Genomic DNA, 12803 nt, shown 5'->3' with positions numbered 1-12803 from the left:
ACCCTCTGTTGCAATACCTCGCCCGGCTGATGCCGTCCAGCCGTACGACCATGCAATACGTATTGCAGGACGCCGCCGACCGCCTCGGCTTCGAGGACGCCGATATCCGCGAGGTCCCTTGGCATCTGCTCGAGCCGGGGCATGTCACCTCGCTGGTGGCCGCGCTGCGCGAAGACGGTTATGCGCCCAACACCACCTCGCTCTACGTCAATGCCGTGCGCGGTGTCATGAACGAAGCCTGGCGGCTGAGCCTAATCGACCAGGATCACCTGCTCAAGATCCGCTCGGTCAAGCCCATGCAGGGCACGCGCCTGGGCAATGGTCGCAACCTCAAGCGCAGTCTGATCCGCGACCTGATGGAAGTCTGCGCCAGCGATCCGCGGCCCCAGGGCCTGCGCGATGCGGCTGTGATCGCCATTCTGTACGGCTCGGGCATGCGCAAGTCGGAGTCGGTCAACCTGGACCTGACCCAGGTCGACTTCGCCGAGCGCAGCCTGCGGGTCGTGGGCAAGGGCAACAAGGAGCTGATCAAGTACGCGCCCAGCTGGGCCTTTACCCACTTGCAGACCTGGCTGGCGTTCCGCCGCAGCCAACTGCCGGCCGGTCAGGCGGACGACGACTTCCTCTTCAACCGAATCCGCCGCGGCGCGCACATCACGCGCGAGCGCATCACCAAACACGCCATCTATTACATCGCCCGGCAGCGCGGTGCTCAGGTCGGCGTGAAGATCATGCCCCACGATTTCCGCCGCTCGTTCATCACCCGGGTGATCGAGGAGCACGACCTGTCGATCGCCCAGAAACTGGCGCACCACACCAATATCCAGACCACGGCGGCCTACGACATGCGCGACGACAACGAACGTCGGCGTGCCGTGGACCGCTTCGACCTCTAAGCGAGCGCGGTTTACTGGCGAGCCGCAGGCGCGGCCGGCAGGAACCAGTTCAACACCAGCGCGCAGATACCCCCGGTGGCCACGCCCGATTCCAGCACGTTGCGCAGCGCGCCCGGCATGTGCGCCAGGAATTCCGGCACCTGGGCCACACCCAGGCCCAGCGCCAGCGACACCGCGATGATCAACAGTGCCCGGCGATCGAGGTCGACGCTGGCGAGGATATTGATACCCGACGCAGCCACCGCGCCGAACATCACCATGGCCGCACCACCGAGCACCGGCTCGGGCACCGCCTGGATCACTCCGGCGACGGTGGGGAACAGGCCAAGCAGAATCAGCATCGCCGCGATCCACACGCCGATGTGTCGGCTGGCGATGCCGGTGAGCTGAATCACGCCGTTGTTCTGGGCGAAGATGGAGCTGGGGAAGGTATTGAACAACCCGGCCAGCATCGAGTTGACACCGTTGACCAGGACGCCGCCCTTGATGCGCTGCATCCACAGTGGACCTTCGACAGGTTGGCGCGACACCTTGCTGGTAGCCGTTACGTCACCGATGGCTTCCAAAGACGTCACCAGGTAGATCACCAGCATCGGAATGAACAATGCCCATGAGAAGCCCAGCCCGAAATGCAGAGGCGTCGGCACCTGGAACAGCGCGGCCTGATGCATGCCGGTGAAGTCCAATCGACCCAGGTAACCGGCGAGCGCGTATCCCATGGCCAATGCGATGACGATGGCCGCACTGCGCATCCACGTCACCGGAATCCGATTGAGCACTACGATGATCGCCAGTACCAGGCCAGACAGCATCAGGTTTTCGCCGTTGGCGAAGGTGCCGTTGGCCATGGCGCCGAAACCGCCGCCCATGCTGATCAGGCCGACCTTGATCAAGGTCAGGCCGATCATCAACACCACGATGCCGGTGACCAAGGGAGTGATCAGTCGTTTGACGAAGGGCAGAATCCGCGAAATGCCGATTTCCACGAACGAGCCGGCAATGACCACGCCGAAGATGGCCGCCATCACCGCCTCTACCGGTGTGCCCTGTTGAACCATCAATGCACCACCGGCAATCAGCGGCCCGACGAAGTTGAAGCTGGTGCCTTGCACGATCAGCAGGCCCGCGCCGAATGGGCCGATGCGACGGCACTGCACGAACGTGGCGATACCCGAGATGACCAGCGACATCGAGACGATCATGTTGGTGTCACGGGCACTGACGCCGAGCGCCTGGCAGATCAACAGACCCGGCGTGACGATCGGCACGATGATCGCCAGCAGATGCTGCAGGGCGGCAAGCAGGCCCAGCAATGGCCGGGGACGGTCTTCCAGGCCCAGGATCAATTCGTCGCTGGGCGGCAATGGGGCGGTCATGGCAAGGGCTCCGAAAAACGAGCGCGCGATGGCTCTTGGAAAAAGAGCGCGATTCTACGGCGCGTCGTCGACGCGGCAAAACGGTTTTTTGCGCAGACTCTGTGAGCTGCAGACAAGAAAAAGCCCGCACGAGGCGGGCTTCGACTTCAAAGCCGTGGATCAGTCGTCGCGACCCATGATGCCGAACAGCTGCAGCAGGCTCACGAAGAGGTTGTAGATCGACACGTACAGGCTGATGGTAGCCATGATGTAGTTGCGCTCGCCACCGTGGATGATCGCGCTGGTCTGGAACAGGATGCACACCGACGAGAACAGCACGAAGCCGGCGCTGATCGCCAGTTGCAGGCCGGCGATCTGGAAGAAGAAGCTCGCCAGCACCGCACCCAGCAGCACGAAGAAGCCTGCGGTGATGAAGCCGCCCAGGAAGCTCATGTCCTTGCGGGTGATCAGCACGTAGGCCGACAGGCCGCCGAACACCAGCGCCGTCATCGCGAACGCCGAGCTGACCACTTCGGCGCCGCCCTGCATGCCCAGGTAACGATTGAGGATCGGGCCGAGCAGGAAGCCCATGAAGCCGGTAAGGGCGAAGGTGGACACCAGGCCCCAGGCCGAATCACGCAGCTTGTTGGTCAGGAAGAACAGCCCGTAGAAGCCGATCAGCACGACGAAGATGTTCGGGTAGCCGACGCGCATCTGCTGCGCGACGTAGGCCATCACACCACTGAAAGCCAGGGTGAGGGCCAGCAAGCCGTAGGTGTTGCGCAGGACGCGGCTAACTTCTAGCTGCTGCACCTGCGAGCCTTGATTAACTGCATAATCCTGTTCGCGCATGGCGAGACTCCTTTGATTGAACACGTCTGAAACGTTCAGATGCAAAGATCATATCAGACCCCTGTGCAGCCGCTCTATCCAGAGTTTGACAGCGTGTTTCATTACGGTATTATGGCGCCCGCAAAGCAACCAGCAAGACATCGGGAAATTGGCAGAGTGGTTGAATGCACCGGTCTTGAAAACCGGCGGACGTTAATAGCGTCTCCAGGGTTCGAATCCCTGGTTTCCCGCCAAACATCGTGAAGCCCCGCATTGGCGGGGCTTTTTCGTTTCTGCTCCTGCAGAAATGCCACGTTGTGAACCCCACTTGTGCAGGTGTCCTGATTGTTGCGCTACAGCAAGAAGAAGCTATCGAGATTGATCAGGAAGGGCGTCGTCTACGTGACCGTCATGGGGGTGATGGGCAACTCCGGCAGGATCTTCGACCACTTCTCGGCCTGGCAGCCGTGGCGTCTGGCCAAGCAGATGCTGGGTTACGTGCTGATGCACTGACCGTCGCGCCGGATCAGTTCGGCGTCAGGCGGCCGCGCAGTGCCGAAACCTTGTCGCGCAGGGCGTGGCCGCGGCAGATCAATATCACCAGCGAGCCCGCGGCGGCCACGGCCATGTCTTTCTGAGCATCCCAGAAGTCGCCTTGAGCACCGACGAAGGCCGAGTCTCCACCGCCTGCGTACGCAGCCCCAGCCCACTCCATCAGTTCGTAGAGCATCGAGGTCGAGAGCACCAGCGACCAGGCGATCAGCGACGCCCACGCACCCTTCAAATGACATTTTTCGATGACGATTTCCCGTAACGGCAAGCTCAGCAGCAGCCCATAGGCCAGGTGGACGAAGCGATCATATTGATTGCGCTCCCAGCCGAATGCCGCATTCACGTCCATACCGCTGATCAGATAGATCGCTGAGTTGTAGGGCACCTCGGGATAGGTGAAGTGCGTACCCACCTCATGCAGGCACAAGAAGCCGATCACCATGATCCACGATCGACGGCTCCAGTAAAACTGCTTGCGAGTGGTCCATACCGCCACGGCCCCCACCAGTACCAGGATGTTTTCGATCAACCAGGTCTGCCGGTCCACTGGCTGCCAGCCCGAGACGATCAGGGCCAGCAGCACAATGCAGTGCAGGTAGCCCACGCCGGTCGTTCGAGTGTTCATCGCTGCCTGCCTCATCAAGGTTACTGATTCGGTTGATCCCGTGGCCTGCCATTAATTCGCTCGGTCTTGTGACTGCCTGTGACCGGCAACCAACGGGAATAGGCTGGAAGCGTTCGAGTGATAAAAAAGAATGAACATTTAGCGTACTACCACCCGTCGTATCTATCTGCAACGAACGCGCGATAGATAGGTCAAGAGACTTACAGCCGCCGGATGCCGGCCTCCCCACGACAGGTACTGTCCATGATCGGAATCATTGTCCCAGCCCATAATGAAGAAGCAGTGGTTGCCCAATGCATCGAGTCGTTGCTGATTGCGGGTGAGCATCCGGCTTTGGCAGGTGAAGAGGTCTGCGTAGTCATCGTGTTGGATCAATGCACCGACGGGACTCAACGGGTGGTCAGCCGCTATCCGGTGCAAAGCCTGGACGTATCCCACTGCAATGTCGGTCGTACCCGCGCTGCGGGCGCCGAGCTGATGCTGGGGCAGGGCGCGCGCTGGCTCGCGTTCACCGACGCGGATACCGTGGTGCCCGCCACCTGGTTGGTGGATCAGCTGCGCTTTCGGACCGACGCGGTGTGCGGCACGGTCCGGATCGATGACTGGTCGCTGCACGCCGAAGAAGTTCGCACCCGCTACGACGCGCTCTATACCCCTGTCGAAGGCCACAAGCACGTGCACGGCGCCAACATGGGTGTCAGCGCTCGGGCGTACCGTCAGGTGGGCGGTTTCAAACCTTTGAAAGCCCACGAAGACGTCCATCTGGTAGCGGACCTGAACGAGGCGGGTGCTTCGATCACGTGGACTTCCATGAACTGCGTAACCACCAGCGCACGTCTGGATTGCCGCTGCCGCGAAGGATTCGGCGATTACCTGCGATCGCTGTCGATCAGCGCGCCACTCGAAGCCGTGAGTCCCTGACCCGAGGAGTGTCCGCAGGAATCTTTCAAGGATGAAAGTTGAAAATAACGTTGGAACTATTTGCAGGACGCAACGCCCTAAGATGATGCAATAAGTACGTAGCTTTTCCGCTTACATACTTTAAATACTGTCACTCAATATTGATCAAGGTGGGACTCACATGAAAAGCGAACAGATCGAAGGCGTAGCAGAGAAGATTGCTGGCAAGGCTCAAGGCGTCGTTGGCAAACTGGTCGGTGACCATTCCCTGCAAGCCGAAGGCGCAGGTCGCGAAGCGGCTGGCCAACTGACCAAGACCTATGGCGACGCTTTGAACAATGTGTCCGCTTTCGTCAAGGAGAAGCCAGGCGCTTCGTTGGCGATCGGCGCTGCGGTGTTCGTACTGGTTAGCCGCTTCCTGCGTCGCTGATCTGTCGTGTAGCACTGCTCCTTCCAGATCGTTCGACGCCAGGCTCGGTGCCGGTCGAACGGTCGGGAAGTGCCGCAATAATGCGGCTATGTTATTCCTCTTATATCTGTCTTTTCCAGCCCAGCGAGTTCTCGATTGCCTCTCGATAAGGCGTATTGATTTGTTGCGGCAGTCGCTCTATGTATTCTCTCGCGTGTTCCCTGACTTCCCCTGTCAATCCCGTTAGATAATCGATCACGTTATCGACGCTGGGCACCCGTGCCTCGATTCCAGCGAAGCGGGGAGGAAGGGCGGTCCAGATCACTGCGTCCACTTCTTTTACTTGAGCCCATCTGGCAATCACACCTATATCCGTTTCGCTGCGGATGAAAGTGCCGATTCCGTCGTCGCGGCTGCGCGGGATCTGCTCACGTTCACGCAGCGCCTCGCACGCGTGCTCGAGGCTGCCGCTGTCCAGCAGGGCCCAGAGCGCAGGGCGGGTGGGTGAATTCAGGCAGATTGCCGTGGCCAGCTCACCGCCATCTCCCACTCTGCAAAGCTCGATGGGAAAAGACGGACCATCTTCATGCCACGGACTGCAGACCGGTAATACCCCGGGCTTCCAGACGAGTGATCCCCACGCCAGGCAAGCTATCTTCATCATCGATTCCTGTTTGAACAGCCGTTGTCTGCAGGTGCAGTGTCAACTAAGGCCCCTGATGTGGGGGACAAGTTCAGGGGCATGGGTCCAGCGGATTGCACGGGGGATGACGGCGGCATGTTCAGTCAAGCAACGGCTTGGCCAGGGTATGCAATCGCTGTTTTTCTTCATCCAGCGTGAGGGCGAGTTCTGCTCGCTTCAGCAGCCACTGAGCGTGCAGGCGGCATTGCGCGCCGAACACGTCGGGGCTGATGTCGTTCAGGCTGATCAGCGCCTTGATCATGCGAATATCGACTTCCAGAAGCCCTGCGCCGTCGCGCGCCACCAATGTGAAAAAGTCATCGAACAGGTCGGCCATCAGCAGGCCGTGTACATAGACGCGTTGGCAACTGGCGTCGATCTCGGATGGTTGGTGCTCAACTGTGCCGTGAACGTGCCAGGCGGTCAGGCACCTGACTCCGCGGCCGATCACGTCGATCACCGTGCCCGAGTCGTTGGTGGCCGGCGACAGGGCGCGTGAAGCGATCTCTGCCAGTACCGAAATGCCGAAGCGCGGGTCTTGCTCGAAACTGCGGCGCAGGCCGACGGTCACGGCGTCGCGGATGGCCGGTGCGAGCGCTTCGGAGGTCCCGGTTTGGGCCTCCTCGTCGTTGACGAGACGGGCGATTGGCGCCCCCAGATGCAGGAATGCGCCGGGCAGCACTTCCATATAGATGCGCAGCCCGTGCTTCTCGGCCAGGACACCGAGCGCGGCGACGTCGATGTGCTGGACGTAGCCGGTCTGATCACTGTGCACGCTGTGACCGGCCGTCGTCAGGGCCCGGTCGACAGGGTAGGGCGCAGCGCCCATGTACGGCCACTGCGCACGGTTCTTCAGTGATTGCAGCGCCGCAGCTTCGACACGGTCGATGGTCTCGCCGACGCGACCGAGCTTCGACAGGTGATCGATCCAGCGCAGCAGGGTGTAGACGATCAGGATGATCATGACGATGGTGACGGCGAACAGCACCACCCGCCCTTGCGCGCCATAGGCGCCGGTGCTCAAGGCGATGATGCCGACCAGGCTGAACAGGAAGGAACCGATGAAGGTCGCCAGGGCGTTCTGGGTGGTGGTGTCCTCCATGACCAGTGAGGTCGCCCGAGGCGTCACGCCGCTGCTGGCGGCACTGTAGGCACTGACCATGGTACTGAGCGAAAAGGTGGTCACTGCGAGCATGCTGGAGGCGATGATTGCCAGGATCTTGTCGACCGAATCGGCGCCGATCCGCGTCGGCAGGTCGGCGGGAACGAAATCCTTGAAGACGATGGCGATCAGCGCCGTGGCGATGCCCGCCAGAGAAAACAGACTTGCGCGAAACCACAAGCGTTTGGTCATCTGACCCAGGGCCCAGCGCCAGCGAGCGATCATCGTGTATTCCTCGGGAGTGCAAGTCGGACGGTACCGGCCCCAGCATCAGCGCGGCTGCACATTGAGTCCCGGACCTCGATGAAAGTTTCACGATGACGTCGTCACAACGTGTATGGCCGTCTGCAGGAGCGGTCATCGGCCGCGAAGGGTTTGTGCGGTCTGCCTGACGTACCGCTGTGCCCTTTTCGCGGCCACTGACCGCTCCTACAGGGACCGTTGTGACATTGGACGGAACCCTGCCTCGGTCGGCAGGCTCACAGTCTTGAAGCCCTCACCGACAGGAACCGATCATGGCCGATGACAAGCAACCGCCCGCCGAGGACACCGAGGACCAGACGCCTGCCCATTCCACACCGGAAGAAAAGGAGCGGCTCAAGGACTTCAACAAGGACGGGATTCCACCAGGGGTGGCCTGATGCTGCACCGAGGCATCCCACCGAGTGGTACACCAACGACAGGAGCATTTATGAGCAACGACACCAAGCCCGACGACGACCTGGGTTTCGACCCGGACTCACCCGATCTGGCCGATCCGCAGATCGATCCGCCCAAGCCTGCTAAGAAGCCTGAAAGCGAGCAATCCGACGAGACGGGTGACACAGACGCGTATCCGCCCTATGGCACCAAGGACTGACTCTGTTAGCCTGTGCAGGCAGCGCTCGCCGTGTGCCTGCCGTGACCACGCGTAAAGCGTGTCTGCGCCTTCCAAGTCCCGTGACGGCGCACACCCGCTGCGACAAGTCTCCAGTCATGACATTGCCAGGAGAACCGCGACATGATTCCCACCAACGAAATGCGCCGCATTGTCGAAGCCAGCTTTGCCCCGCTGTGCTGTCATTGCACGTTGAATCCCGGCGGCACCATGACAGTCGAGGTATCGGACCCGGCCAGTGGGCAGGTCGACCTGCTGATGGTAGGCGTGAATACCCAGCCGCTGTCCAACAGCCGCGCCATCGCGGAACTCGTCGCCCAACTGCGTGCCGAGCTCAAAGCCAATCAAGAGTGGTTCCGCAGCAACGCCCCGCGCGGTGCCGCCAGGCCTTGATCAGCCTGGCTGCTTCTGACGTTCCGGCAGGGCCTGCTCGTTGTTCTCGATGGTCCAGAGCGGCCTGAACAAGCGCGTCCACAGCCCCACGATCACCAAGGTACTGATGGCGCCGAACAGCGCCGCCGGTACGGTGCCCAGCGCGGTAGCACTGACGCCGGCGCGAAACTCGCCCAACTCGTTCGAAGAACCGATGAACAGCATATTGACCGCGCTGACCCGTCCGCGCATGTCATCGGGCGTGGCGAACTGGATCAACGAAGAGCGGATGTACACACTGATCATGTCCGCCGCACCTGCGACGAACAGTGCCGCGCAGGACACCCAGAACCAGGTCGACAAGGCGAACACCAGGTTGGCCACGCCAAACACCGCCACCGCCAGGAACATGCGCTGGCCCATGCGCGCGTTGAGCGGCCGGATGCTCAAATAGAAGCCCATGCCCAACTCGCCCAGTGCGATGGCGCTGCGCAGCAGGCCAAGCCCGGCGGGGCCCACATGCAGGATCTCGGCGGCATAGATTGGCAGCAGGGCGACGACGCCACCCAGCAGCACTGCGAACAGGTCCAGAGAGATCGCGCCCAGAATGATGGGGCGTGAGGTGATGAAGCGGATACCGGCGGTGAAGCGGCTTACTGCAGTGGTCTGATCGTCGACCGGGCGAACGATGCGCACGCTGGGTACCCACTGCAGCAGGAACACACCGATCGCGAAGCCCAGCAGGCAGACGCCGAACGTCCAGCCGCCGATGGCGGCGTACAACAGCCCGCCCAGCAGTGGGCCGGCGATCACCGCCACTTTCATGATCATGCTGTTGGTGGCGATGGCCTGAGCCAGGTGTTCGCGGGCAACGATCTGCGGCAACAGGCTCTGCACCGCCGGCCCGGTGAAGGCACGGGTGCAGCCGAACACGAACAGCGCGACGTAGTACGGCCAGGTGTCGACGGTTTCAGTCAGGGCCAACCACAGCAAGGCGGCCGAGGAGAGTACGGACACCCCCCAACTTATCTGCAGAATCCGGCGTCGATCGAAGCGGTCCAGCAGATCGCCCGCTGGCAGCAGCAACAGCACCATGGGGATGAACTGAGCCAGGCCGACATAGGCCAGGGTCAACGGGTGGCGGGTCATGTCGTACATGTGCCAGGCGACGACGATCGCCTGGATCTGCATGGCGAACATGGCCGCAAGGCGCACCATGAGGAAAGCGCGGAAACCGGGCTGGGAAAAGATAGCGGTAGAGGTGCGTTTCAAAGTCGACGTTCTTGTGCCAGTCAATGGGTCACGCAATGAGCGCATACGTTTCAAGATGTTAACGTGATTGAGTGTACGTGATGATGTCGGGGGTGTGCAGGTGCAGTCGCGATGGTGATTACAAAAGGTGCGCTCGATATGTCGATAATGACTATTGACGAACGCAATAGTGGCGGGTTGTTTGCGCTGGTATCTTTGCTGTCGAAGATGAATACAGGGCCAGGCGCTGATTCTTCCCCCCGCATGGCGACTGGCCAAGTGCTCTGCTTCGACTCTCTTTGGTTAATTTTCAGCCACCTCACGTCAGTGCGGTGGTTTTTTTTTGCCCAGCGAAAACGCGGCCACGATCCGCGGCCGCGAACGGGCACTCATTCCGCTGAAAACGCAAACACCGTGGTCTGGGTGTAGGTCTGGCCGGGATTCAGGCGGGTGCTGGCAAAGTTGGGCTGGTTGGGCGCATCGGGGAAGTGTTGCGTTTCCAGGGTGAAAGCGCCCCAGTGCGGGTACAGCTTGCCGCCTTTGCCGCGAACCGTGCCGTCGAGGAAGTTGCTGGTGTAGAACTGCACACCCGGTTCAGTGGTGTACAGGGTCAGGGTACGGCCCGATGCCGGGTCGGTCACCTTCGCCGCTTCGCGCTTCAGGTCGCCTTCGGTGTCCAGTACCCAGTTGAAATCGAAGCCACCCTGTTTGGGCTCGGCGAAGGTCAATTGCTCATGCTTGGCCTGGATGTTCTTGCCAATGGCAGTGGGTGCCAGGAAATCCATCGGCGTGCCTTTCACCGGCGCCAGCTCGCCGGTGGGGATCAACTTCGCCGTGACCGGTGTGTAGCGGCTCGCATGCAGGGTTGCAACCTGCTTGAGCACATCGCCGCTGCCGGCGCCGGCCAGGTTGAAATAGCTGTGGTTGGTCAGGTTGAGCACGGTCGGCTTGTCGGTCGTGGCCTTGTACTCCACGCGTAGCTCGTTGCGCTCGTTCAGGCTGTAGGTGACTTCGGTCGCCAGCGTGCCGGGGAAGCCCATGTCGCCGTCGGGCGAGCGGTAGGTGAAGGTCGCAGCGACACGGTCGGCATCCTGTTTGGCTTCGACGGCCCAGACGTGCTTGTCGAATCCGCGTGTGCCGCCGTGCAGTGCATTGCTCTTGTCATTGAGCTGCACTGAATAGGTCTGCCCATCCAGGCTGAACTTGCCTTCGGCCAGCCGGTTGCCGAAGCGGCCGATGGTGGCGCCGAAGTACACGGTGGGGTTGGCCTGGTAGCCCTGAATGTCATCGAAGCCCAGTACCACATCCGCAACCGCGCCTTTCTTGTCCGGCACTTGCAGCGCCTGCAGGGTCGCGCCATAGGTGATGATGCTGGCCTTCATACCATGGCTGTTGCTCAGGGTGATCTTTTCCAGCGGCGTGCCGTCGGGCAGCGCGCCGAAGCTTTCGCGGGTCGAAGTCAAGCCTGCCGCGTGGGCAGAAATGGAAGCAGTCATGAGGGTCAATCCAATGGCGCTGAGCAGTTTTTGATGAATAGGCATGTAAGGCGTTCCGTAGTTTTTTATAGGAAATGGCTGGATCCCGGAGTTGGACAACCGGGTTCCGGCGATGGCTGCACTGGCAGGTATAGCTGAAATTCGACGGCCGTAAAAATAAATGGTAATACTATTTGGCAGATCGATCGTGGTGTCATTTCTGACAGGATCGACGACACACCGCCGTCGACGGCATAAACGTGACGTTACGTTACAAATGCACATCCTGATATATGGTATGACTATTCGTTGATGTTGCTGGACGCTGTAGCTATTCAATAAAAATAAGGAGTTAGCTATGTTGAGTCGTCACGGGATCCGTTCCCTGTGCTGTGCCGCCCTGACCGCCGCGATGTTCGCAGGCTCAGCGGCTTCCTGGGCCGAAGAGGTCAAGATCGGTTTCCTGGTCAAGCAGGCTGAAGAGCCCTGGTTCCAGACCGAGTGGGCCTTCGCCGAAAAAGCCGGCAAGGACAAAGGCTTCAAGGTCATCAAGATCGCCGTGCCCGACGGCGAGAAAACCCTTTCCGCTATCGACAGCCTGGCCGCCAACGGCGTCAAGGGCTTCGTCATCTGCCCGCCGGATGTGGCGCTGGGCCCTGCCATCGTCGCCAAGGCCAAGCTCAACGACATGAAGGTAATGGCCGTCGACGATCGCTTCGTCGATGCCAAGGGTCAGTTCATGGAAGATGTGCCTTACTTGGGCATGGCGGCCTTCGAGGTGGGCGAGAAACAAGGCATGGCCATGGCCGGCGAAGCCAAGAAGCGCGGCTGGGACTGGAAAGACACCTACGCGATCATCAACACCTACAACGAATTGGACACCGGCAAGAAGCGCACCGACGGTTCGGTGAAGGCCTTGCAGGCTGCTGGTCTGCCGACCGACCATATTCTTTTCGCCCCGCAGAAGACCCTCGACGTGCCGGGCAGCATGGACGCCACCAATTCGACCCTGGTCAAGCTGCCGGCTGGCGCCAAGAACCTGATCATCGGCGGCATGAACGACAACACCGTGCTGGGCGGCGTGCGCGCCACCGAAAGCGCCGGGTTCGCCGCTGCCAACGTGATCGGTATCGGCATCAATGGCACCGATGCCATCGGTGAACTGAAGAAGGCCAACAGCGGCTTCTTCGGCTCGATGCTGCCCAGCCCCCATACCGAGGGCTACAACACGGCGAGCATGATGTTCGAGTGGGTCACCACCGGCAAAGAACCGCCCAAATACACCGCCATGGATGACGTGACCCTGATCACGCGGGAGAACTTCAAGCAGGAACTGGAAAAGATCGGTTTGTGGAACTGATCTGACCCATGGCCTCTGCCCCGGCAGAGGCCGCTTCCTCACGGCCTGCCGTGATG

General features: G+C 60.9%; 15 protein-coding genes and 1 tRNA gene. 9 read left to right on the top strand and 7 right to left on the bottom strand.

What is annotated here, in order from left to right; translation table 11 throughout:
* Nucleotides 1-29: 29 nt before the first annotated feature.
* Nucleotides 30-896 (top strand): site-specific integrase, encoded by an 867-nt coding sequence (locus ASF66_RS03655; RefSeq protein WP_236707060.1) that lies wholly within the window; start codon nt 30-32, stop codon nt 894-896.
* Nucleotides 897-907: 11 nt separating this feature from the next.
* On the opposite strand, the gene ASF66_RS03650 is transcribed toward ASF66_RS03655, so the two are convergent.
* Nucleotides 908-2272 carry a nucleobase:cation symporter-2 family protein gene (locus ASF66_RS03650; protein ID WP_056842765.1) on the bottom strand — a complete coding sequence of 455 codons (1365 nt, stop codon included), beginning with the start codon at nt 2270-2272 and terminating at the stop codon, nt 908-910.
* Between the two features lie 159 nt (nt 2273-2431).
* The gene (locus ASF66_RS03645) at nt 2432-3103 is read right to left on the bottom strand and encodes a Bax inhibitor-1/YccA family protein (protein WP_043189407.1); all 672 of its coding nucleotides are present in this window, start codon (nt 3101-3103) and stop codon (nt 2432-2434) included.
* 142 nt (nt 3104-3245) lie between these two features.
* On the opposite strand from ASF66_RS03645, the gene ASF66_RS03640 reads away from it, so the two are divergent.
* Both ASF66_RS03640 and ASF66_RS22405 read left to right on the top strand, forming a co-directional pair.
* Nucleotides 3246-3336: transfer RNA gene (locus tag ASF66_RS03640), tRNA-Ser, on the top strand.
* Between the two features lie 91 nt (nt 3337-3427).
* Nucleotides 3428-3595, top strand: a complete 168-nt coding sequence (locus ASF66_RS22405) for a hypothetical protein (protein WP_156463119.1) — start codon at nt 3428-3430, stop codon at nt 3593-3595.
* Nucleotides 3596-3608: 13 nt separating this feature from the next.
* On the opposite strand, the gene ASF66_RS03635 is transcribed toward ASF66_RS22405, so the two are convergent.
* A complete protein-coding gene (locus ASF66_RS03635) occupies nt 3609-4259 on the bottom strand; it encodes a DUF2238 domain-containing protein (RefSeq protein WP_056842764.1) in 651 nt (216 codons plus the stop codon).
* 243 nt (nt 4260-4502) lie between these two features.
* On the opposite strand from ASF66_RS03635, the gene ASF66_RS03630 reads away from it, so the two are divergent.
* Both ASF66_RS03630 and ASF66_RS03625 read left to right on the top strand, forming a co-directional pair.
* Nucleotides 4503-5180, top strand: coding sequence for a glycosyltransferase (locus ASF66_RS03630; RefSeq protein WP_049859527.1), 678 nt, complete (start codon nt 4503-4505; stop codon nt 5178-5180).
* A 160-nt stretch (nt 5181-5340) separates the two neighbouring features.
* Entirely contained in the window at nt 5341-5589 is a 249-nt protein-coding gene (locus ASF66_RS03625) for a CsbD family protein (RefSeq protein ID WP_043189409.1), read from the top strand.
* Between the two features lie 100 nt (nt 5590-5689).
* Here the strand turns inward: ASF66_RS03625 and ASF66_RS03620 are convergent, their stop codons facing one another.
* Complete coding sequence (locus ASF66_RS03620) at nt 5690-6229, bottom strand: hypothetical protein (protein WP_056842763.1); 540 nt, start codon at nt 6227-6229, stop codon at nt 5690-5692.
* Between the two features lie 121 nt (nt 6230-6350).
* Entirely contained in the window at nt 6351-7637 is a 1287-nt protein-coding gene (locus ASF66_RS03615; RefSeq protein WP_056842762.1) for a DUF2254 domain-containing protein, read from the bottom strand.
* 290 nt (nt 7638-7927) lie between these two features.
* On the opposite strand from ASF66_RS03615, the gene ASF66_RS23035 reads away from it, so the two are divergent.
* From ASF66_RS23035 to ASF66_RS03610, 3 genes are all read left to right on the top strand, one after another.
* On the top strand, nt 7928-8053 hold the full coding sequence (locus ASF66_RS23035) for a hypothetical protein (protein ID WP_090358366.1): 126 nt from the start codon (nt 7928-7930) through the stop codon (nt 8051-8053).
* A gap of 50 nt (nt 8054-8103) precedes the next feature.
* On the top strand, nt 8104-8271 hold the full coding sequence (locus ASF66_RS22720) for a DUF6021 family protein (RefSeq protein ID WP_167375933.1): 168 nt from the start codon (nt 8104-8106) through the stop codon (nt 8269-8271).
* Nucleotides 8272-8412: 141 nt separating this feature from the next.
* Complete coding sequence (locus ASF66_RS03610; RefSeq protein ID WP_049859530.1) at nt 8413-8682, top strand: DUF1652 domain-containing protein; 270 nt, start codon at nt 8413-8415, stop codon at nt 8680-8682.
* Here the strand turns inward: ASF66_RS03610 and ASF66_RS03605 are convergent, their stop codons facing one another.
* The gene (locus ASF66_RS03605; protein WP_056842761.1) at nt 8683-9978 is read right to left on the bottom strand and encodes an MFS transporter; all 1296 of its coding nucleotides are present in this window, start codon (nt 9976-9978) and stop codon (nt 8683-8685) included.
* Between the two features lie 323 nt (nt 9979-10301).
* Nucleotides 10302-11453 carry an aldose epimerase family protein gene (locus ASF66_RS03600; RefSeq protein ID WP_056842760.1) on the bottom strand — a complete coding sequence of 384 codons (1152 nt, stop codon included), beginning with the start codon at nt 11451-11453 and terminating at the stop codon, nt 10302-10304.
* Between the two features lie 292 nt (nt 11454-11745).
* Between ASF66_RS03600 and ASF66_RS03595 the strand changes: the two genes are divergently transcribed.
* Nucleotides 11746-12747 (top strand): substrate-binding domain-containing protein, encoded by a 1002-nt coding sequence (locus ASF66_RS03595; RefSeq protein ID WP_056842759.1) that lies wholly within the window; start codon nt 11746-11748, stop codon nt 12745-12747.
* The last annotated feature ends 56 nt before the right edge of the window (nt 12748-12803 follow it).

The sequence above is a fragment of the Pseudomonas sp. Leaf129 genome (assembly GCF_001423465.1).
Lineage (GTDB): Bacteria > Pseudomonadota > Gammaproteobacteria > Pseudomonadales > Pseudomonadaceae > Aquipseudomonas > Aquipseudomonas coleopterorum.
The sequence above is the reverse complement of the archived record's forward strand: the minus strand, read 5'-3'. Positions and strand labels throughout refer to the sequence as shown.

Coding starts and splice junctions, on each gene's coding strand:
- ASF66_RS03630 (WP_049859527.1), top strand. CDS start 4,503: ATGATCGGAATCATTGTCCCAGCCCATAATGAAGAAGCAGTGGTTGCC.
- ASF66_RS03605 (WP_056842761.1), bottom strand. CDS start 9,978: ATGCGCTCATTGCGTGACCCATTGACTGGCACAAGAACGTCGACTTTG.
- ASF66_RS03650 (WP_056842765.1), bottom strand. CDS start 2,272: ATGACCGCCCCATTGCCGCCCAGCGACGAATTGATCCTGGGCCTGGAA.
- ASF66_RS03635 (WP_056842764.1), bottom strand. CDS start 4,259: ATGAACACTCGAACGACCGGCGTGGGCTACCTGCACTGCATTGTGCTG.
- ASF66_RS03615 (WP_056842762.1), bottom strand. CDS start 7,637: ATGATCGCTCGCTGGCGCTGGGCCCTGGGTCAGATGACCAAACGCTTG.
- ASF66_RS03645 (WP_043189407.1), bottom strand. CDS start 3,103: ATGCGCGAACAGGATTATGCAGTTAATCAAGGCTCGCAGGTGCAGCAG.
- ASF66_RS03625 (WP_043189409.1), top strand. CDS start 5,341: ATGAAAAGCGAACAGATCGAAGGCGTAGCAGAGAAGATTGCTGGCAAG.
- ASF66_RS22720 (WP_167375933.1), top strand. CDS start 8,104: ATGAGCAACGACACCAAGCCCGACGACGACCTGGGTTTCGACCCGGAC.
- ASF66_RS03600 (WP_056842760.1), bottom strand. CDS start 11,453: ATGCCTATTCATCAAAAACTGCTCAGCGCCATTGGATTGACCCTCATG.
- ASF66_RS03595 (WP_056842759.1), top strand. CDS start 11,746: ATGTTGAGTCGTCACGGGATCCGTTCCCTGTGCTGTGCCGCCCTGACC.
- ASF66_RS23035 (WP_090358366.1), top strand. CDS start 7,928: ATGGCCGATGACAAGCAACCGCCCGCCGAGGACACCGAGGACCAGACG.
- ASF66_RS03655 (WP_236707060.1), top strand. CDS start 30: ATGCCGTCCAGCCGTACGACCATGCAATACGTATTGCAGGACGCCGCC.
- ASF66_RS03620 (WP_056842763.1), bottom strand. CDS start 6,229: ATGAAGATAGCTTGCCTGGCGTGGGGATCACTCGTCTGGAAGCCCGGG.
- ASF66_RS03610 (WP_049859530.1), top strand. CDS start 8,413: ATGATTCCCACCAACGAAATGCGCCGCATTGTCGAAGCCAGCTTTGCC.